At 59.5% G+C, this 19,890-nt stretch carries 19 protein-coding genes; 11 read left to right on the top strand and 8 right to left on the bottom strand.

Annotated elements, in window-relative coordinates; translation table 11 throughout:
- The first annotated feature begins 86 nt into the window (after positions 1-86).
- The 5 genes from CMG77_RS00755 (at position 87) to CMG77_RS00775 (ending at position 2,525) form a co-directional block, all read left to right on the top strand.
- On the top strand, positions 87-665 hold the full coding sequence (locus CMG77_RS00755; protein ID WP_286903432.1) for a hypothetical protein: 579 nt from the start codon (positions 87-89) through the stop codon (positions 663-665).
- Positions 666-676: 11 nt separating this feature from the next.
- A complete protein-coding gene (locus tag CMG77_RS00760) occupies positions 677-1,396 on the top strand; it encodes an RNA-binding domain-containing protein (protein WP_286807229.1) in 720 nt (239 codons plus the stop codon).
- A gap of 252 nt (positions 1,397-1,648) precedes the next feature.
- The gene (locus CMG77_RS00765) at positions 1,649-1,945 is read left to right on the top strand and encodes a hypothetical protein (RefSeq protein WP_024460555.1); all 297 of its coding nucleotides are present in this window, start codon (positions 1,649-1,651) and stop codon (positions 1,943-1,945) included.
- Positions 1,946-2,041: 96 nt separating this feature from the next.
- Positions 2,042-2,275 (top strand): RH3 domain-containing protein, encoded by a 234-nt coding sequence (locus CMG77_RS00770; RefSeq protein ID WP_024460554.1) that lies wholly within the window; start codon positions 2,042-2,044, stop codon positions 2,273-2,275.
- Positions 2,262-2,525 carry a type II toxin-antitoxin system RelE family toxin gene (locus tag CMG77_RS00775; RefSeq protein WP_286874945.1) on the top strand — a complete coding sequence of 88 codons (264 nt, stop codon included), beginning with the start codon at positions 2,262-2,264 and terminating at the stop codon, positions 2,523-2,525. The genes CMG77_RS00770 and CMG77_RS00775 overlap by 14 nt, the downstream gene beginning before the upstream one ends.
- A gap of 83 nt (positions 2,526-2,608) precedes the next feature.
- Here CMG77_RS00775 and CMG77_RS00780 read toward each other — a convergent pair whose 3' ends face one another.
- On the bottom strand, positions 2,609-3,436 hold the full coding sequence (locus CMG77_RS00780; protein ID WP_286807228.1) for a MipA/OmpV family protein: 828 nt from the start codon (positions 3,434-3,436) through the stop codon (positions 2,609-2,611).
- 286 nt (positions 3,437-3,722) lie between these two features.
- Here CMG77_RS00780 and CMG77_RS00785 point away from each other — a divergent pair, with 286 nt between their 5' ends.
- Positions 3,723-3,857: a hypothetical protein gene (locus CMG77_RS00785; RefSeq protein ID WP_286903433.1), complete on the top strand. Its 135-nt coding sequence runs from the start codon at positions 3,723-3,725 to the stop codon at positions 3,855-3,857.
- A 29-nt stretch (positions 3,858-3,886) separates the two neighbouring features.
- On the opposite strand, the gene CMG77_RS00790 is transcribed toward CMG77_RS00785, so the two are convergent.
- Complete coding sequence (locus CMG77_RS00790) at positions 3,887-6,076, bottom strand: TonB-dependent siderophore receptor (protein ID WP_502691706.1); 2,190 nt, start codon at positions 6,074-6,076, stop codon at positions 3,887-3,889.
- Positions 6,077-6,140: 64 nt separating this feature from the next.
- Here CMG77_RS00790 and CMG77_RS00795 point away from each other — a divergent pair, with 64 nt between their 5' ends.
- Positions 6,141-6,581, top strand: a complete 441-nt coding sequence (locus CMG77_RS00795; RefSeq protein WP_286903435.1) for a DUF6491 family protein — start codon at positions 6,141-6,143, stop codon at positions 6,579-6,581.
- A 12-nt stretch (positions 6,582-6,593) separates the two neighbouring features.
- Here CMG77_RS00795 and CMG77_RS00800 read toward each other — a convergent pair whose 3' ends face one another.
- Positions 6,594-8,417 carry an ABCB family ABC transporter ATP-binding protein/permease gene (locus CMG77_RS00800; RefSeq protein WP_286903436.1) on the bottom strand — a complete coding sequence of 608 codons (1,824 nt, stop codon included), beginning with the start codon at positions 8,415-8,417 and terminating at the stop codon, positions 6,594-6,596.
- 743 nt (positions 8,418-9,160) lie between these two features.
- Here CMG77_RS00800 and CMG77_RS15670 point away from each other — a divergent pair.
- Positions 9,161-9,742, top strand: coding sequence for an MFS transporter (locus tag CMG77_RS15670; RefSeq protein WP_353743436.1), 582 nt, complete (start codon positions 9,161-9,163; stop codon positions 9,740-9,742).
- A 39-nt stretch (positions 9,743-9,781) separates the two neighbouring features.
- On the opposite strand, the gene CMG77_RS00805 is transcribed toward CMG77_RS15670, so the two are convergent.
- Together CMG77_RS00805 and mltF are read right to left on the bottom strand one after the other, a co-directional pair.
- The gene (locus CMG77_RS00805) at positions 9,782-10,408 is read right to left on the bottom strand and encodes an IMPACT family protein (RefSeq protein ID WP_286903437.1); all 627 of its coding nucleotides are present in this window, start codon (positions 10,406-10,408) and stop codon (positions 9,782-9,784) included.
- Between the two features lie 52 nt (positions 10,409-10,460).
- Positions 10,461-11,945, bottom strand: a complete 1,485-nt coding sequence (gene mltF / locus CMG77_RS00810; RefSeq protein ID WP_286903438.1) for a membrane-bound lytic murein transglycosylase MltF — start codon at positions 11,943-11,945, stop codon at positions 10,461-10,463.
- A gap of 314 nt (positions 11,946-12,259) precedes the next feature.
- Here mltF and purL point away from each other — a divergent pair, with 314 nt between their 5' ends.
- Positions 12,260-16,126, top strand: a complete 3,867-nt coding sequence (gene purL, locus CMG77_RS00815; protein WP_286903439.1) for a phosphoribosylformylglycinamidine synthase — start codon at positions 12,260-12,262, stop codon at positions 16,124-16,126.
- A gap of 16 nt (positions 16,127-16,142) precedes the next feature.
- Positions 16,143-16,793 carry a DUF3313 domain-containing protein gene (locus CMG77_RS00820; protein WP_286805708.1) on the top strand — a complete coding sequence of 217 codons (651 nt, stop codon included), beginning with the start codon at positions 16,143-16,145 and terminating at the stop codon, positions 16,791-16,793.
- Between the two features lie 122 nt (positions 16,794-16,915).
- On the opposite strand, the gene CMG77_RS00825 is transcribed toward CMG77_RS00820, so the two are convergent.
- Positions 16,916-17,737, bottom strand: coding sequence for a universal stress protein (locus CMG77_RS00825; protein ID WP_286805709.1), 822 nt, complete (start codon positions 17,735-17,737; stop codon positions 16,916-16,918).
- 179 nt (positions 17,738-17,916) lie between these two features.
- On the opposite strand from CMG77_RS00825, the gene CMG77_RS00830 reads away from it, so the two are divergent.
- Positions 17,917-18,051, top strand: a complete 135-nt coding sequence (locus CMG77_RS00830; protein WP_255327662.1) for a hypothetical protein — start codon at positions 17,917-17,919, stop codon at positions 18,049-18,051.
- Between the two features lie 16 nt (positions 18,052-18,067).
- Here the strand turns inward: CMG77_RS00830 and rnt are convergent, their stop codons facing one another.
- Both rnt and pyrC read right to left on the bottom strand, forming a co-directional pair.
- Positions 18,068-18,706: a ribonuclease T gene (rnt, locus tag CMG77_RS00835; RefSeq protein ID WP_286903451.1), complete on the bottom strand. Its 639-nt coding sequence runs from the start codon at positions 18,704-18,706 to the stop codon at positions 18,068-18,070.
- A 35-nt stretch (positions 18,707-18,741) separates the two neighbouring features.
- Positions 18,742-19,797, bottom strand: a complete 1,056-nt coding sequence (gene pyrC, locus CMG77_RS00840; protein ID WP_286903440.1) for a dihydroorotase — start codon at positions 19,795-19,797, stop codon at positions 18,742-18,744.
- Positions 19,798-19,890 lie beyond the last annotated feature (93 nt).

Consider the following 19,890-nt stretch of genomic DNA (forward strand, 5'->3'; position numbering starts at 1 on the left):
CGGCCGCATAAGCACAACGACGGTCTGCCGCCTAATGTGGCAGAGCAGACCTACTGGAAAACTCAAAAGACGGTGGCCTAAAACACTTGACCACTACAACCGCGCTTGGGATCTCGGAGGGGCCAAGGTTTCAGAAAGCATTGGCGAACGAGGGTTTCTATTTAAATGGTGTCTTTAATGCTCCTCCAAAGCTACTGACTAGATCCGCCATTCGGCCAGTAATTGTCGCGTTTAGTCGACAAGATCGTTCGAGCCTTTTTGTTGCTGAGTTGGGGGATGAGAGCCAAGCTGTCGAAATCGCTCAAGCGTTTAGTCGGGGCGATGAGCCGGAGTCGAATTCTCTGTATGAAGGAATGTCGCTTGCGGATGGGAGATTTGATGGCTTCGAAAGCTTGAAGGCGCGGCTTCAGATTGATCGCCTCAAGACCCAATATAATGACTACAAGAGCTTTGCGCTAGGTGAGGTCTCTCTTGAAATAAATTCGGTTCGGTCCAGAGAGTCGTTCGAGCATAAGGACAATTCGATTTATGTGCCAACTGTCGGGACGTCCCTCGTTACCGACAACCTCTCATCGGTGACGATAAAGCATCACAACCTCATTCAGGTTGTTTTGTCGGATGCAGTCAATAGTCAGTACGCTACAGCCTCTTTCGCTCCGAGCTAGGCCTTTTGATATTGCGATCTCTGACGCGTGGGACAGTAATACCGCGGATAACAAAATCTGATCTTTCTCAAGCGCAATTTGCAGTTCCAAGCTTAAAGGAACAGGAGGAAATTGTGCGCTCGCATAGCCAGCTTCAAGCGTTGAGAACGGCTATTGCGAACTTTCAAAGAGAACTCGCTCTGAATCCCGGACGTGCCTCCGCAATCCGGGGGCAAGTAGACGGTATGCTGGAAACGATTGGCGGTCTTACCGAAGCAGATAAGGTCATGAGCTTGGCTCGGGAGGGAGAGTCTGAAACCCTTGAGTTTAAGGAAAGTTTCAGCCTTGATGTACGAAAGGGAACAAAGGAAAAGTACATCGAGCTTTCAGCACTAAAGACAATAGTTGCGTTTCTTAATACGAATGGGGGAGTCCTTTTGATTGGCGTGGCTGACTCGGGAGACATTCCTGGGGTTAGGTGCGAGGTGGAAAAGTTTCACAAGAGCACAGATGCATTCCTGCTACATTTTAAAAACCAGCTTAAGCAACGAGTAGGCGAACAAAATTACCCTTATATTAATCATCGACTGGTGGGGCTCGGTAATGCTAATGTGTTGATGGTTGACTGCAAACCAGCGACCTCTCCGTGCTATCTCGACGGTAAAGAGTTTTATGTTCGCACAAACCCAGCTACGGATAAGCTTGAAGGGCCGAAGCTCGTCGAGTATGTGCAAAATCACTTCAAAAAATAAAATCGTATTATAAAAAGTCAGTTATCACGACAACTTTTCCGTTGCTGCTACGCCCTCATTGCATAGTTACGCGTGTTGGCGGCGCCAGTAAAATCAAAAAAGAGATTGATGAAATAATGTTAAAAAACCGCCAGTTCGATAAGTAGATAACCCCCTCTAGCGTTTTATTTCTGAATTGGTGTCGTTGTCGGATTTGGTGCTTTGTGTTTACAGGGTTTTCGGCAAACAGTGTTGCTCATCAGGGAGCCGGTTATGACAAAAGATGACATAGAGCTGTACCTAAAAGCTAAAGACAAATTCTCCTACGCAAACGTCATATACGCGCTGGCGGTACTGATTGCGGCAATGGCGGCTTTGTCGACCTTCCTGCCGGACTTTCATGATTACACGAAGTATTTAGTGTTGGCGGCGTTCATTATGGGAACCTCCACATACGGCGCAGACTCGCATCGCTATGTCTCAAGGGCAACGCTGCTAAAAGTTCTGGAGCGACAGATCAACGCCGACCCAGAGGCGCTGGAGTACATCGCGCAAAGAAAAGCCCGTTAGTCGCCTCTCTCCATTCCGGACTTAACGTTGGTGACGCTTGACGCTTTGATGTCATGACGCTATAGTGCGTCAATGTCGTTATATCTGGAGAATTCCATGAGCGAGCCATCAAAGCGTTCTACGGTTTATTTTGACCCTCAGTTACATGCGGCGCTGCGGCTGAAGGCGGCGCATACGCACCGCTCCTTATCCGATATCGTTAACGATGCGGTTCGGGCGGCATTGGCGGAGGATCAGGAAGACTTGGCCGCGTTTGAAGAGCGGGTGTCTGAACCAACCATGAGCTATGAGGCGTTGCTGAACGATTTGAAGGCTCATGGCAAACTATAAGCTTGTTTTCAAGAAATCCGTTTCGAAAGACCTTCGCTCAATCCCCAACAAAGATGTTGCTCGCATTCTTCAGCGCGTGGAGGCGTTGCAGGATGATCCTCGCCCAATCGGCAGTGAAAAACTCTCGGGACAGGAGCGTTATCGAATCCGGCAGGGTGTGTACCGAATTATCTATGAAGTGGTGGATGAGCTTCTTGTCGTAACGGTTGTGAAGGTTGGCCATCGAAAGCACATCTACAAGCGCGGTTGACGCCGCCATCAATTGCCATTCCTTCCGTCGCGCAATTGATGGCGGGTACACGCTGAGCGTTGCCAGGTTGGCAGCGCCGTCAGTTAGAACACGTAAATAAACCCAACCCCCACTTCGGCTTCATAGTCACTACGCGCGATCGGACTATCTTGAATATCACTACTGAAATGCTCATAGAGCACTTCGCCGAAGATCTGCCAGTTCTCACGGATGTAGTTGCGGTAGCTGTAATTCAGCCCAATTGAGCGAAAGCCGCCACTCAGTTCCGTCTCGGCCAGTCCCGAGGCGGCGGACTGCGCGGGGGTTATGCCGAACTCGGTATTGGCGAGGTCGCTGTCGTGGTACACCGCTACAATCGCCAGTTCAGAGCCGGTGCCGTCCATCTGGTCGCCGAAGCGGCGGCCCACGCCGAAGATGCCCAGGGTTCCGTTGTCGCTGGTCACCAATCGGCCATCGAGCCAGTAACGCCAGTCGGCATCGAACGCCCGGCGCGCTTGCAACGCAAATTCCATTGACTCATCGGTAGCGCCGAGGCCATCCAGCCGGCCGTCATCGGAGTCGCTTTCCTCTCGACCTTCTTCGAAGCCCACAACGGCCTCAAATAGCCAGGTGTCTGAGCGAAGACCACGCCATCCAAGTGCCTCTCCGGCCCAGAAGAAAATATCGTCGTCGTTGCGCCATTGCACCGCGCCTGCGGGGTCGACTTCGACGCCGAATTCATCGGACCCTTCGTAGGCCGTTTCGTATTCAACAGCCAGGCCAAGGCCGAAGGCGAAGCCATCTTCACCCTGGGTGAAGTCGTCAATCGAGGGCAGGGGCACCAGGGCGGTGTTTCCGTCCTGCGCCAGTGCGGGTTGCAGAAAAAGGGCCTGTAGGAGCGCGGCCGATAGTAAAGCTGTAGACGTTTTCATGTAAGTGTCCCCCCGTATGTAATGGCATAGCACGATTGCTCAGACGACACGACTTTTACGTACGATTTTTGGGAAAAGATTACCTGCCATTACTTCTTTCAGTGTATACCAGGGTAGGGCCGTCGGCTGGGAATCGAGCGCAGAGGGGAGGTCGGGCCAGGGAGGTGTCGGGCGGGTGCAAGATCAGTGTCTGGCCTGATAACTGGCCCGACTTATACGCTACAGTTATCTGTATGCGGTTCCGGAACGTAAACAGAGCCAGCAAGTCATTCAATCGGAGTCTGATGTGAACCAACCTGTATCCAAGCCGGAATCACCGCACCGCCTTCCCTGTCGTGGCTGTCTGCCGACCTGCAAGAACTTTGATCGCTGTGAGGGCAAGCCCTGGCGGGTGTTTGTGCCGCCGGCTCCCAAGAAGTAGCGCCGCATCCCTGCGGCGTGAAGGGGGAATCAGAACTGATAGCGGACCCGGCCAACCACTGAGCGGGCTTCGCCGGGGAAGCAGTCGCCCCGAGCCAGGCAAGTGGCTTGGAACTCTTTATCGGCGACATTGCGGGCGTTCAGGGTCAGGTCCCAGGGGCCGGTCTGGTAGCCGATCATCAGGTCGCCCAGGGTGTAAGAGGGCGTGCGGAGCTGATCGATGCCGTCCCAGCTCTCGCCCACGTAGCGAATGCCCGCACCGGCTTTGAAGCCTTCGAAACCGCCGGGGCGCCAGGTCAGCCAGGTGGACGCCTGCCGCTCCGGTACGCTGGCCAGTCGATAGCCTTCGGCGCTCTCGGTATCCAACTGGCTGGCGTTGAGCTCAAGGCTCAAGTCACCCATGAACACAATACCTTCCAGTTCCACACCGGTGATTGAAGCCTCGCCCCGTTTTTGCTGATACTCGCCCACCAGGGAGCTGGGGTCGTTCAGGTTGGACTGGGTGATGTCAAAGTAGGCCAGGGTGACCATGGCGGGGAAGTCACTGGGCTGATATTTGAAGCCGGCTTCCCACTGCTCGCCTTCCTGCGGTTCGAGCGGTTCGCCGCGACCGTTGGTTCCGATCACCGGATCGAAGGACTCGGCGAAGCTCACGTAGGGCGACAGGCCATTATCAAACTGATACAGGGCGCCGACACTGGTGCTGACCGCATCGTCACTCTGGGAGCTGGTGCCGCTGTTGGTTTCGGTATCGTCGAAACGTACCCCGGCGGTGATGCGCCAGTTGCCCACGCTGATCTGGTCATTGATATACAGGCCCAGGTCTTCGGTGGTGCTGTCCGGTGAAGCGGCGTAGGTAAACTCGCTGGCGGGGGGAATATTGCCGTATTGAGGATCAAACACGTTGATCCAGGTGCTGTCATCCAGCACGGCTCCGGTTGCCACATCGTAACCACGGGCATAGTCATAAAAGCCGCTTTCACCCAGAGTCACATCCTGATATTGGGTGCCGATCAGCACTTCGTGGAAGAGGGCACCGGTCTGGAAATTGGCGCGCAGGCGGGCGTCCAGTGCCGCCTGTTCCGAGGTGGACTTGCTGCCATAGAAGGAGCGCGGGACCAGCCCGTCGCCATACAGGCTGCCATCGGTATTGCGCACGTAACGGTCGCCGCCGATGAACGCGGTCCAGGCCTGCTGATAGTCGGCCTTCGCATCGGTGTAGCGGGAGGTCAGCTCCAGGCTCCATACCGAGTTGAATTGGTGCTCCGCCAGCAGGGTGAACGAGGTGGTCTCGGTGTCGTAGTAGTTGAAGTCCGGATCGCCGGTGTAGGTGTCGTTGTCGATAAACTGGCCGTTGGGTGCCGGCAGTAGGGTGCCATACACCGGCAGAAACTGGGCGCCGACGTCGCTGTCGGTCTCGGTGCGGTTGAGCAGGGCGGTGACCCGGGTCTGCTGNNTCGGCTGCCAGGTGATCGACGGCGCGAATACCCGGGTATTTTCATCCACCTGATCNACCTGGGTGTCGGTATCGCGGTAGACNCCCACCACCCGATAGAGCCACTGTTCGTCAGANTCCATGGCGCCGGTGCTGTCGAANGCCANNTGCTGGCGATCGAAGCTGCCCAGTTCNGCCAGGANTTCGTGCGCGGANTCGGCTTTGGGCAGCTTGCTTACCACATTGACAATACCGCCGGGAGAACCCTGGCCGTACAATACCGANGCCGGGCCTTTGAGNACNTCNACCTGTTCCAGGGTNTAGACGTCCGGGCGGGTGTTNTTGTAATTGCCAAACAGCGATTGCAGNCTATCCTGATACTGAGGCACGTCCAGGCCCCGCACCTTTACCCAGTCGCCCCGGGTGGCNAAGCCGTAGNTTTTGCCGTAAACACCGGAAGAGTAGGTGAAGACATCGTCCAGGGTGATGGCNCCCTTGTCGATGATGTCCTGCAGCCCTTCAATCGACACCGAGCGNGCGGTTTCCATGATCGGGGTATCGGACTTCAGGGCGGAATAGCGGGACAGTTGCCCCGTCACCTGAATTTCCTGAATTTCCTGGATTTCAGGGGTAGCAGACTGGGCGTGGGTGTAGCCGGAAGCCAGCAGCGAGCCCACNGCNACGGCCAACAGNGAAGGACGGAACAAAGACACAGTAGTGATACTCCTANGGTGTGTNGAACAGAAATACATGACAANGATGATGCAAATGATAGTGATTAACATTTAAAGGGTCAAGAGAAATGATTTCNTGCGCCAGTTTGATGTCGATGATTCAGAGAGGTGAGCTATGAAACTATGGAAGCTGTGCGCCACCGCGCCGCTGTTGGCCGCGCTGTCCGCCTGTACCACGACCGGTGAGTCGGTCCCGTCGTTTTATGACGTGCTGGCNGAGACGGCGGGGCAGAATGGCCGTGCCTGCGTCCGTCACAGTGATATCCGGGGCTATGGCGTTCTGGATCACGACGTGATTTCCATCGACGGGCGGCGCAATTATTACCTGGCNACNGTGATGCCGGGCTGNAACGCGCTGGATACCTCGCCGTCCGCGCTGTTTGAAGAGCGCTTCAGCGANGTGTGCGGGGGCGGCATGCACAAGGTCTATGCCGGGGGNGATCACTGTACGATCCGCCAGATGTACGAGTTCGAGAACCGGGAGGCGGCATTCGAGGCGCACCGCAACGCCGTCGAGCGGTACGATGCGCTGCGCGAAGCCGCTGAGCAGGANTGATGNGGCTCGGGGTTANTCCCCGTTGATCGGCCCCGGCGCTTTCTCGTGTTCTGACTGCTGCAGAGCCCAAAGCTCGGCGTAGCGCCCGCCGCGCTGCAGNAGTTGGGCATGATCNCCCTGTTCCACCAGTNTNCCTTCGTCCAGAACCAGAATGGTGTCGGCGTCGACNATGGTCGACAGCCGGTGGGCGATGACCAGGCTGGTATGCCCGGAAGACACTTCCCGCATGGCGGCCACAATGGCGGCTTCCGCGCGGGAGTCGAGGGCGGAGGTGGCCTCGTCAAAAATCAGAATCGGTGCGCCCTTGAGCAGNACCCGGGCGATGGCGATNCGCTGNTTNTCGCCNCCNGANACNTTCAGNCCCCGNTCNCCNACCANNGTCTGATCNCCCTGGGGCAGGGCGGCAATAAANCCNTCCAGGTGGGCCATNCGAATNGCCCGNTCNATGGCNTCATCNGANGCCGANGGNTTNCCGTAAGCGATGTTCTCCCGAATGCTGGTATTGAACAGAACCGTGTCCTGGGGAACGATGGCAATGGCACGGCGNAGGCTGTCCAGGGTCACTTNGCGAATGTCCTGNCCATCAATGGTGATGNGNCCGTCNTCGATGTCATAAAACCGGTACAGCAGTCGGGCNATGGTGCTTTTCCCGGCGCCNGAGGCGCCGACGATGGCGACCCGTTGCCCGGCCTGCACNTGAAAGTCCAGGCCTTTGAGAATCGGCCGATCGGTGTGGTAGCCAAACGACACCTGGTNNAANCGCACCTCGCCTCGTTGCACCGTCAGNTCGCGAGCNTCGGGTGCATCTTCAATGNNAGGTTCGCGNTGCANTAGGCCCAGCATGTTTTCCAGNTCCGTCAGCGCCCGNCGCATTTCCCGATACACAAAACCGAGAAAGTTCAGGGGAATGAACAGCTGGATCATATAGGCGTTGACCATGGCCAGGTCACCCAGGGTCATGGTTTTGTCGATGACCGANTGGGTGGCCATGATCATCATCCCGGTAATGGCNGCGGCGATNATCAATGCCTGCCCGGAGTTCANNGCCAGTAGNGACAGACGGTTTTTGAGTTTGGCTTTTTCCCACTGTTCCAGAAAGGTNTCGTAGGTCTGGGCCTCAAAGGTCTCGTTGTTGAAATACTTCACCGTTTCATAGTTGAGCAGNCTGTCGACNGCNCGGGTNTTGGTGGAGGAGTCGGCCTGGTTGGCCTCGCGNACAAAGCGGGTGCGCCACTCGGTGGTGACCACGGTAAAGCCGATGTAGATGATCACCGCCACCAGAATGATCAGGGCGTACCAGACGGAAAACGCCAGGGTAAAAATGGCGGNGACCATGACGATTTCAAACAGGGTCGGCACGATNTTGAACATCAGAAAGCGCATCAGAAAACTGNTGGCACTGGTGCCGCGCTCAATATCCCGNCTGATGCCGCCGGTCTGTCGGCTCAGATGGAAGTTCAGCTCCAACCGGTGCAGGTGTTCGAACACCCGCAGCCCGATCCGGCGCATGGCCCGCTCGGTGACCCGNCTGAAGATGGCGTCCCGCAGCTCNCCGAAGAATACCCCGCCAAAGCGCAAAAACCCGTAGATCAACAGAAAGGNGATGGGCAGTACCAGTTCGGGCTGCAGGCTTCGGTCCACNCCATCAATGATATGCTTGAGCGCCCAGGGCATGGCNAGNGTNGCCCCTTTGGCGGCCAGCAATGCCGTAATGGCCAGGACCACCCGACCTTTGAAGTCCCAGAGGTAGGGCCAGAGATAACCCCATACCTCCCGCAGGTTCAGGCGGGGTATGCTGGCGTCTCGNGGTGGGGTTGGTCCGTAAGGGCGGCGCATTGGAAGCTCTCGGTTGCGGGTAAGCTGTGTGCGCATGATGCCAGCTTGGGTCAAAAAAATCTTTGCCCGCGTCCNGATTGTGATGCTGGCAAACAGGAATTCAAAATGATGGAGAACGACGAGTGACAGGATCTGAAACACGCCGGGAAATACTCAATATTGCGATTCTGGTGGTCAATCAGACGCTGTTTATGGTGGCGGCCATTACCGTGATGACGCTCAGTGGCGTGGTCGGTGGCCGNCTGAGCGACACTCCGTCACTGGCCACNCTGCCGATTGCCCTGACCATGGTNGGCGCGGTGGTGTCCACCTTGCCNGCGTCGCTNTTNATGAAGCGGGTAGGGCGCCGNCCGGGCTTTCTGGTNGGGGCACTGCTGGGNGGNTTGGCNGGCAGCCTTCTGTCATTCTGGTCCATTGCGGAGGGCACCTTCATCGGTTTTTGCCTGGGTAACNTNCTGGTGGGGNTGTATCAGGGNTTTGCCATGTACTACCGGTTTGCCGCNGCGGATGTGGCCCGTCCGGCGATTCGCAGTCGCGCCATNTCCTGGGTCATGGCCGGGGGTGTNGCGGCNGCCTTTCTNGGNCCGTGGAATGCCAGCGCCAACTATGAGTGGCTGACCTNGGTACCCGATGGTGGGCCCTATTTGGTGATGGCGTTTCTCGCGGTGNTGGCGAGCCTGTTATTGGCCCTATTGCGNGTGCCNCCNCAGGGTGAGCCNCNNNCCGACGANGTGNTGCGGCCCATGANGGACATTGCCGGNCAGGGTCGNTTTCAGGTGGCTGTGCTGGCCAGCGCGGTCGGCTACGCGATCATGATTCTGGTCATGACCGCGACGCCTNTGGCCATGCTCTCCAAAGGGTTCGAGATGGGGCAGGTNGCCACNATCATGCAGTGGCANGTNCTNGGTATGTTCGTGCCCTCGTTCTTCACCGGAAGNCTGATCGCCCGGTTGGGGCTTTANCGGGTGCTGATGGCCGGTGCCGGGGCGCTGCTNCTGTCGAGCGCAACGGCGGCCTCGGGGGNGAGCTTTGCCCACTTCTGGGTGGCCCTGGTGTTGCTGGGCATNGGTTGGAACTTTCTGTTTGTNGGNGGCAGCGTGATGTTGGCCGGCACTCACTCGGAGTCCGAGCGGGGCAAGGTTCAGGGGATCAATGACCTGATCGTNCTGTCGTTGGTGGCNATCGGTTCNCTGCTGGCGGGCACGCTGTTCCATCTGTGGGGATGGGTGGTGTTGAACCTGACCATGGTGCCGTTGGTTATCGCTGTGGTGGTGGCGCTTTGCGTCTGGCAGATACGGTCCTCGGCGCCGGCGGTATCTACCTGAGTTGGCCGGGGCGCGGCATGAAACCGCTCCCCGTGCCGACTATGGTTGCCACTGAAATTGGCCGCTGGTCAGCTGCTGAACCTCGTCCTGTAANGCNCCCACCTCGGCCTGGGGCACGGCGAGGGTCAGNCGNACCTGTTGTTGNTAGTCGACNTCAATNACNNCCAGCCCGCGCTGTTGGGCNCAGTGTCGAATCCGCTCCTCCAGAGCGAAGTCCACGGTAATGCTGATCTCGGTGCTCGGGGTGATCTCTCGCCACNGGGCGAGATCCAGCGNCTGGGATACCGCGCCGCCGTAAGCGCGCACCAACCCGCCAGCGCCGAGCTTCACGCCNCCNAAAATCCGCACAATCACCGCCAGGGTATCGCCNGCGCCNCGCTGGGTCAGNACATGCAACATGGGTTTNCCCGCCGTGCCGGAAGGTTCACCGTCATCGCTGAANGCCTGNCTGCGNGGNTGGTCCGCNGGGCCCAGAATATAGGCCCAGCAATAGTGGGAGGCNCCGGGTTGGGANTGGCGCAGTNCCTCGACATGGGCCAGTGCCTGGTCGCGCTCCTGAACCGGAAACAGGTAGGTGTGGAACAGGCTGCGCTTTTCTTCCAGGGTGTGCTGACAGGGTTCNGCCAGCACACGGTAGGGGGCTTGTGGGGGAGGGGTNTCGTTCATGGCGCCATTAAACCATAAATGGCGCCCGCTCTGGTGNCNGGTGGTANNGGAGTCAGAGCACNGANAGNGGCATNTTCAGCGTNCGGTTACTGCTGACTTTACGCTGGATGCGTTGCTGTTCGGTTTCCGCTTCCTGCGCGGCAATCTGTCGCTGTTCCTGCTGTTGATGCCAGGCNATGATGCTGTAGAAGTTGCGGATGTTGCGCACGTAGGTCACCGGNTCCCAGCCNCGGGCGTAGCCGTGNCGGGTGTACTTGTAGTAGGANCGCTTGGCNAGCAGNGGCAGGTGTTCGCGCACATCCACCCAGCGGTCCGGGTCGCCGCCCANNGCNTGGGTAATCTTGCGGGCGTCTTCCAGGTGNCCCATGCCCACGTTGTAGGCCGCCAGTGCCAGCCAGGTGCGGTCTTCACCCTGGATGCGCTCGGGCAGGCGATCGTACAGGTTGCGGAAGTATTTGGCCCCGCCGTGAATGCTCTGCTTGGGGTCGATCCGGTTATCGATGCCCATGTCGCTGGCGGCGGCCATGGTCAGCATCATCAGCCCGCGCACGCCGGTGCGGGAGCGGGCGTCGGGGTTCCAGTGGCTTTCCTGGTAGCTGATGGCGGCAAGCAGCTGCCAGTCCAGGTCAAATTCGTCGGCGGCTTCCTGCAGCAGGGTCTGCCACTGGGGCAGGCGCTTTTCCAGTCGGTAGGAGAACAGCAGGGCACCGCCGGTGGTGACTTCATCAATGTGGTCGTAGAACCGCTCGCTGATGGCCGCCAGGGTGCCGTCCTGTTTGATTCGGTCCAGATATTCCTCGGCCGCCTGGTACAGGCTTTCATCCCGACTGCGGGGAAAGGCCCAGGCCAGCTCCTGAGGTGCGCCCAGGTCAAAGGCTGCCCGTGCGCGCGGGAAGGTATGGCGGTTCAGTTCATAGGCGTTGGAGTCGACAATGGCATAGTCCACTTCACCGCTGTGCACTTTTTCCAGCAGGTCGATCATTTCGACTGAGGAGGACTCACGCCAGGTCAGGGCCGGGTAGTGAGTCTTGATGGCTTCAAGACGCTCAGCGTGGGAGGAGTTGGCGATGACCAGAATGTCTTTGCCGATCAGGTCCTCGACCGAACGGGGCGCCGGCTTGCGGCTGTTATACAGCACCTGCTGGCGGATGGTCATATAAGGTTGGTTGAAGCGCACGCGCTGGCGGCGACGCTCGGTGATGCTCAGTCCGGCGGCGGCAAAGTGGGTCTGGCCCCCGCCGACCTTGGTGAGCATGGTGTCGAGGCTCTCTTCATCCTCAATCACCAAACGCACGCCCAGTTCATTGGCGAACTGTTGCAGCAGCAGGTATTCAAAACCGGTCTGGCCGTGGGGACCTTCATAATAGGTGGTGGGGCCATTGCGGGAGATCACGCGCAATTCGCCCAAGGCGTAAACACGCTCNAGGGTGGTGGGCAGTTTGCTGCCGACCAGAAGCAGNCTGACGCTGATGANCGTCAGGCTGAAAAGATGTTTGGCGGCCGCCTGGATAAGGCGGGGGGTTTTGCGGACTTCCATTTACGGCTTCTCCTCTCCGATGTTGTCGGATGTGGCGCCAGATCCCATCTGGCCCGTGCAAAATTTGCGCAATTCTAAAGCTTGTGGCTGTGAACTGCTAGCTTGTTTTCTGATCAAAAATGGGTTATGCGGCNTGNCANCTGTTCAAATTTTAGCCGATCAGGCGGACTGTGTCGACTTGGGTGCCAGATTCCCGACGAACGGTTCCGTNGGGCGTGCGAGGTGGGCGCCCGGTAAGAGCTGCCATTGGCGGACATTTCAAGTACAATTGCGCCCTCTTCAAAACCCTCCGAACCTCTGAGGTCCTGATCGACATGCTGATTTTGCGCGGCGCCCCCGCACTTTCGTCTTTCCGCTCCGAAAAACTCCTGGCCGGCCTGCAGGCCCGGGTTCCCGCCATTACTGGCCTGAGCGCCGAATATGTGCACTTTGCCGACCTGGACAGTCCCCTGTCGGACGACCAGCAACAGACGTTGGCCCAACTGCTGACCTANGGCCCCAAACCGGAAACCGAGGCGGGTCACGACGGCCAGCTGTTTCTGGTGGTGCCCCGTCCCGGCACCATTTCGCCCTGGGCATCGAAGGCGACGGATATCGCCCGCAACTGCGGTCTGACTCAGGTTCGTCGCCTGGAGCGCGGNACAGCGTTCTATGTNAACGGTGAATTTGGCGACACGGATCACTCGGCCATCGCCGAGCTGCTGCACGATCGGATGGTGGAAACCGTGATGTCGGAGCTGGAGCAGGCCAGCCGTCTGTTCCAGAAGCAGGAGCCNGCGCCGCAAACCAGCGTGGATATCCTCTCCGGTGGCCGCGAGGCNCTGGTGGTGGCCAACCGGGAGCTGGGCCTGGCCCTGGCGGACGATGAGATCGATTACCTGGTGGAGAGCTTCCAGGGCCTGGGCCGCAATCCGGTGGATGTCGAGCTGATGATGTTTGCCCAGGCGAACTCCGAGCANTGCCGCCACAAGATTTTCAACGCNTCCTGGACCCTGGACGGCGAAGATCANCCGCGCAGCCTGTTCAAGATGATCAAGAACACCCACGAGCAGGGCGGCGAGCAGGTGNTGTCCGCCTACGCCGATAACGCGGCGGTGGTGGAGGGGCCGGAAGCCGGGCGCTTCTANCCGGACCCGGANTCNCAGACTTATGGCTTCCATCAGGAGCCGATCAACCTGTTGATGAAGGTGGAGACTCACAATCACCCCACGGCCATTGCCCCCTTCCCGGGAGCGGGTACCGGTGCCGGTGGTGAAATCCGGGACGAAGGCGCCGTGGGCCGGGGTTCCAAGCCCAAGGTGGGCCTGAACGGGTTTACCGTCTCCAACCTGCAGATCCCCGATTTTGAGCAGCCCTGGGAACAGAGCTACGGTCGCCCCGGCCGTATCGCCAGCCCCCTGGACATCATGCTGGAGGGCCCGATTGGTGGGGCCGCCTTTAACAACGAATTTGGCCGTCCCAACATCAATGGTTACTTCCGGACCTTCGAGGACGACTTTGACGGCGAGCGTCGCGGCTACCACAAGCCGATCATGCTGGCCGGTGGTTACGGCAACATCAAAACCGAACACGTCGACAAGCCGCCGTTTANNGCNGGCGCCAAACTGGTGGTGCTCGGNGGCCCGGCCATGTTGATCGGCCTGGGTGGTGGTGCTGCTTCCTCTATGGATTCGGGTAGCTCCACNGANGATCTGGACTTCGCNTCGGTGCAGCGNCAGAACCCGGAAATCGAGCGTCGCTGTCAGGAAGTGATTGACCGCTGNTGGCAGCAGGGCGCCCAGAANCCTATNGCCTTTATTCACGATGTGGGTGCNGGNGGTCTGTCCAACGCCTTCCCCGANCTGGTGAAAGACGGTGGCTGCGGNGGCGCNTTNGAGNTGCGCAATGTNCCCAANGACGAGCCGGGCATGAGCCCNCTGGCNATCTGGTGTAATGAATCCCAGGAGCGCTACGTACTCGCCATTCAGCCCGAAGANCTGGAGCGCTTTGAAGCCNTCTGCCAGCGCGAGCGNTGCCCCTANGCNGTGGTGGGTGAGGCNACCAGCGAGAAGCACCTGCTGGTGAACGACAANCACTTCGATGCCAAGCCGGTNGATNTGCCCATGTCCGTGCTGTTTGGCAAACCGCCCAANATGCACCGCAGCGCCGAGCGCTATCAGGCGGCCACCCAGAGNTTNGGCACNGCCGAGCTGGACCTCAATGANGCNGCCGAGCGGGTGCTCAAGCANCCGGCGGTGGCCAGCAAGAACTTCCTGATCACCATTGGTGATCGCTCGGTNACCGGCATGGTNGCTCGNGACCAGATGGTCGGCCCCTGGCAGGTGCCGGTGGCGGACTGCGCNGTGACCACGGTCAGTTACGACAGCTACCGGGGCGAAGCCATGAGCATGGGCGAGCGCACGCCNGTGNCGCTGCTGGANGCGCCGGCCTCGGGTCGGNTGGCNATTGCCGAAGCCATNACCAACATTGCNGCGACCCGCATCGAGAAGCTNTCGGACATCAAGCTGTCCGCCAACTGGATGTGCGCGGCGGGCCANAAGGGCGANGACGAAAAACTCTACCGCACCGTCGAGGCGGTGGGTATGGAGTTGTGNCCGGCNCTGGGNATCACCATTCCGGTNGGNAANGACTCCATGTCCATGCGCACCGCCTGGCAGGANGANGGTCAGGANAANGCNGTGACCGCGCCGCTGTCGCTGGTGATNTCNGCGTTCTCNCCCGTGCTGGATGTCCGNCAGACGGTCACCCCGCAATTGCNNCTGGATAANGGNGANACCGACCTGATTCTGGTGGATCTGGGTAACGGCAANAATCGCCTNGGCGGTTCCATTCTGGCNCAGGTNTATAACCAGATGGGTGANCAGTCCCCGGACCTNGACAGCGCCGANCANNTGAAAGGNTTTTTCAACGCGGTTCAGGCNAGTCTGGCCGANGAGCAGCTGTTGGCNTANCACGACCGCAGTGANGGNGGNCTGTTNGCGACCCTGGTGGAGATGGCCTTTGCCGGCCANTGCGGCCTGGANGCNGACCTGACCGGGCTGGGTGACGACGCTCTGGCGGCGCTGTTCAGTGANGAGCCGGNTGCGGTATTGCAGGTCCGGCGNGAANANCGCGATNCNGTGCTNGCCCGCTTTGAGCAGGCCGGGGTACCCGCCAGCGTNATCGGCCAGCCNAATGATGANGATTGGGTGCACCTCAAAGCCGACGGCGAGCTGATCTTTGATCAGTCCCGGGCCATTCTGCAAACCCTCTGGGCGGAAACCAGCTACCGCATGCAGGCCCTGCGGGATAACCCCGAGTGCGCCCGCCAGGAGTTTGAACAACTGCTGAGCGATGATCCGGGCCTGAGCGCCGAGCTGACCTTTGATCCCGCCGAGGACATTGCCGCGCCCTATATTCAGACCGGTGCCCGCCCGGCGATTGCCGTGCTGCGCGAGCAGGGCGTCAACGGTCAGGTGGAAATGGCGGCCGCGTTTGATCGCGCCGGTTTCCAGGCGGTGGACGTGCATATGAGCGATATTCTCTCCGGCCGTCGTTCGCTGGAGGAGTTCAAAGGGCTGGTGGCCTGTGGTGGTTTCTCCTACGGTGATGTGCTGGGTGCCGGTGAGGGCTGGGCTAAAACCATTCTGTTCAATCCCCGCGCCCGGGATCAGTTTGCCGCCTTCTTTGACCGGGCGGACACCTTCAGTCTCGGCGTGTGCAACGGCTGTCAGATGATGTCCAACCTCAAGTCCCTGATACCGGGGACTGAGCACTGGCCGCACTTTGTGCGCAACCGCTCCGAACAGTTCGAGGCCCGTGTCAGCCTGGTCCGTATCGACGAATCGCCGTCGGTGTTGCTCAAGGGCATGGCCGGTTCTCATCTGCCGGTGGCGGTGGCCCACGGCGAGGGTCGGGCGGAATTTTCCGCCGATCAGTTGTCACAGTGTGACACCAGTGGCCTGGTATCCCTGCGTTATCTCGACAATCACCTGGCGGTGACCGAGCGCTACCCGGCCAACCCGAATGGATCGCCGAAAGGCATCACCGGGGTGACCAGTCGCGATGGCCGGGTCACCATCATGATGCCGCACCCGGAGCGGGTTTACCGCTCGGTGACCAATTCCTGGCACCCGGACAGTTGGGGCGATGATGGCCCCTGGTTGCGTATGTTCCGCAATGCCCGGGTCTTTGTAGACTGATCAGAAGAGGCGGGTTATGCAGCGTCGTATTTCCGGTGGTTTTTGCTGGCTTGGCTTACTGGCCGTAAGCCTGCTGATGGCGGGCTGCGCCAGTACGCCGGAATCCGAGGAGCGTGAGCGCGCCGGGTCGACGGGTGACGACGACGCCCTGGTGGCCACCCTGGATGACCCCGCACTGGACGGTGTGTTTGTGGTGCCGGGGGTGGATTTCAGCGGCTACAACTCCCTGCGGGTGCCGGCGCTGAACCTGGATCAGTGGCGCCCGGCCGGCCGGGAGTTACCGCTCAAAGACCTGAATAGCAACGATCGCCAGTTTTTCCGTCAGACCTATACCGAGTCCCTGGTGCATACCCTGGTGATGCGCGGAGATTATGCTCTCGCCATGGATCCCGGGCCGAGTGTGCTGGAGGTGCGAGGGCAGCTGCGCCAGGCGGTTCAGGCGCCGGAGGAAGGTTCCGGGGCGCCGCGTGGCACCATTGTGATGTTGCTGACGCTCGATCTGTACGACAGTGTATCCGGCGATCTGGTGGCCACCATGACCAGCCGGCAGCCGATCGATCGCTCATTGAATGAACGCAACAGTCCCCTGACGGCCATGCAGGTTCAGAGGGCGTTTCTCGAATGGATGGTGTGGTTTCGGGAGGAGTTGGACGCGTTGCGTCGGTAGGGGGATTGTCACGGCGGATGCGCGCTTCGCGCTTATCCGCCCTACGAATAGCACGGAGTTCGCGTAGGGCGGATAAGCGCCGCCAGGCGCGCATCCGCCGTAACTATACGTGGCCTTAAACCTTACTCGTGGTTAATCACCATCACATCGTCATCCAACCCCGCAATCAGACGCTCGGCGGTGTTACCACGACGTGAAGTGGTCATACCGTTCTGCCCCAGGGTACCCATCACCACCAGGTCGGCATTGATCTCATCCGCCACCTCGGCAACCACTTCCGATGTATAGCCGTTGTTCACGTGAATACGATCCTGCTCCAGACCGGTTTCACGCACCAGGCGGCCGCGATCCGGGTAGTTCATGGAATCCAGGTAAGCATTCACAACGTGCAGCTCGGCATTGTAGAGCTGGGCGTAATGACGGGCCTGCTCCAGAATGATTTTGTTCAGCTCGCGCTGTACCTCACGCTGCGCCTGGAAGTTGACCGCTGCCAGAATGACCTTGCGGGCTTCTTTGGCGCCCGGACGGATCAGGACCACAGGGCAGGGCGCCCCTTTGAGCAGCTCCCACTTGGATTCGGTAAAGGTGAAGCGGGTGTAGTTCACCTTGGCGTGTACCGGCAGGTAAATCAGGTCGGCACTGAAGCGCTTGGCGGACTGCATGATGGAGGCCTGCCACTCGCTGGACCAGGACACTTCGATCAGGTACTCAATGCCGGCATCTTCCAGAGGCTTCTTGATCATGGCATCGAACCAGCGCTGGTCGCGGAACAGCTTGTCGTTACTGGCCCGGGTATCCACCGCGTCACCGTCAACGGCGACGAACACATAGACGTAGGGTTTTACATCAAGCAGCTTGGCGGTTACCGCCACGCGCTCCAGGGCGATGTGCTGCTCGTCGTTGGGATCGACAACGACAAAAATTTTCTGCTGAGGGGTCGTCATAGTGGCTCCTGCTGTGGTTCGAATTCGATACCTTGATTGTTTTTAGTGTTAAACGCTAAGCATAGCAATCGGAGAAACGTTTTTACAGAGATAATTTTTCCCCCGGGGTCATGGGGTTAGCGACGAATTTGGATTACCATGGGGGCAAAAGTTCCCCACTATGACAGGAGATGAACACCATGCCGAATGACAAGCAGTGGCAGAGACGGTCGGATGAATGGGTCAAGGCGAGCCATGAGTCCCGCAAGCGCAAGGAAGAGGAGCGCCGTCAGCGCAATAGTGGCCACCCGAAGCGGTCAGCACAGGAGAAATAAGCGGCCCTGGGGCCGCCTACACTGGTTCAGAATCCTCGGTCTCGCCCGGCATGGGCGGGGTCCAGCCCCCCAATTGCTTCCACTGGTTGACGATATAGCAGAACAGCTCGGCGGTCTTCTCGGCGTCGTAACCGGCGCTGTGTGCCGCGCTGTTGCTGAACTCTATACCGGCTACCCGGCAGGCCTTGGCGAGCACGGTCTGTCCGCAGGCCAGCCCGGCCAGGGTCGCGGTATCAAAGCAGGAAAAGGGGTGGAAGGGGTTGCGCTTGATGTTGCAGCGCGCCACAGCGGCATTGACAAACCCCAGGTCGAAATGGGCGTTATGCGCCACCATCACCGCCCGGGTGCAGCCATGGGCGCGTACCGCGCGGCGTATCGCCTTCATCAGGTCCGGCATCACCATGGATTCCGGTTCGGCGGGGCGGTCCGGGCTCTCCAGGTCGATGCCGGTGAAATCCAGGGCCGATTGCTCGATATTCGCGCCTTCAAAGGGGTCGACGTGGAAGTCGAAGGTCTCGTCCGGGCGCAGCGTGCCGTCCTCGTCCATAGTGAGGGTGACGGCGGCAATTTCCAGCAGAGCGTCGGTGGCGGCGTTGAANCNCCCGGTCTCGACGTCAATGACGACCGGCAGATAGCCGCGAAAGCGGCTCGCCATGGGTGAATTCGGGTCTTTGGCGGCTTCCGGTTGATTCACGCCNCCCCCTCAGTCCNAGTGGTCGTCAGTTTCCAGCGCAGCGCGTCGCNNGCACCCAGTGGCACCACTTCGGTGTCCGCCATGGGCAGCGATGGTGGCAGTTGCCACTCGGTCCGGGTCAGGGTGACGGTGTCGGTATTCCGGGGCAGACCGTAGAAATCCGGCCCGAAATGGCTGGCAAATGCTTCGAGTTTGTCCAGCGCTCCGGCGTCTTCAAACACCTCGGCGTAGAGCTCAATCGCCGAATAGGCGGTGTAGCAACCCGCACAGCCGCAGTCGGCTTCCTTGCGGCCCTTGGCGTGAGGTGCCGAGTCGGTGCCCAGAAAGAACTTGGGGCTGCCGCTGGTGGCCGCTTCAATCAGCGCCTGCTGGTGGCGGTTGCGCTTGAGAATCGGCAGGCAATAATAGTGTGGCCGAATGCCGCCCACCAACATATGGTTGCGGTTGTAGCGCAGGTGGTGGGCGGTAATCGTGGCGGCGACGCGATCGCCGGCCTGGCGGACAAAATCGACCGAGTCGGCCGTGGTGATGTGCTCCAGCACCGTGTGCAGCGCCGGAAAGTCGGCGACCAGGCGGCTGAAGGTGCGCTCCAGAAAGATCCGCTCACGATCAAAAATATCGATGTCGGAGTCGGTCACTTCACCGTGTAACAGAAACCGCAGCCCCTCTTTCTCCATGGTCTCCAGCACCGGGTAGAGCCCGTCAATGTCGGTCACACCGGAGTCGGAGTTGGTGGTGGCGCCCGCCGGGTAGAGCTTGCACGCGACCACGCCGGCGGCCTTGGCAGCGCGAATGTCTTCCGGGGTCGTGTTGTCGGTNAGGTACAGCACCATCAGNGGCTCAAATTGGCTGCCGGCCGGTCGGGCGGCCAGGATGCGATCCCGATACGCCACGGCGGCTTCGGCCGTGGTGACCGGCGGCACCAGATTGGGCATGANAATGGCGCGCTGGAACTGCGCAGCCGCATCACCCACGGTTCGCGGCAGGGCATCGCCATCGCGCAGGTGGATGTGCCAGTCGTCGGGGCGGGTAAGGGTCAGTTGCTGAGTCATGGACACCGTCGTTGGGCTGGAATCGGGCTAAAGAGCGGGCATGCTACCAAAATTGCCGTTAAAGCGCAGCCATCCGGTGCCGATAGAGACGGT

It is taken from the genome of Marinimicrobium sp., from assembly GCF_002695945.1.
GTDB lineage: Bacteria > Pseudomonadota > Gammaproteobacteria > Pseudomonadales > Cellvibrionaceae > Marinimicrobium > Marinimicrobium koreense.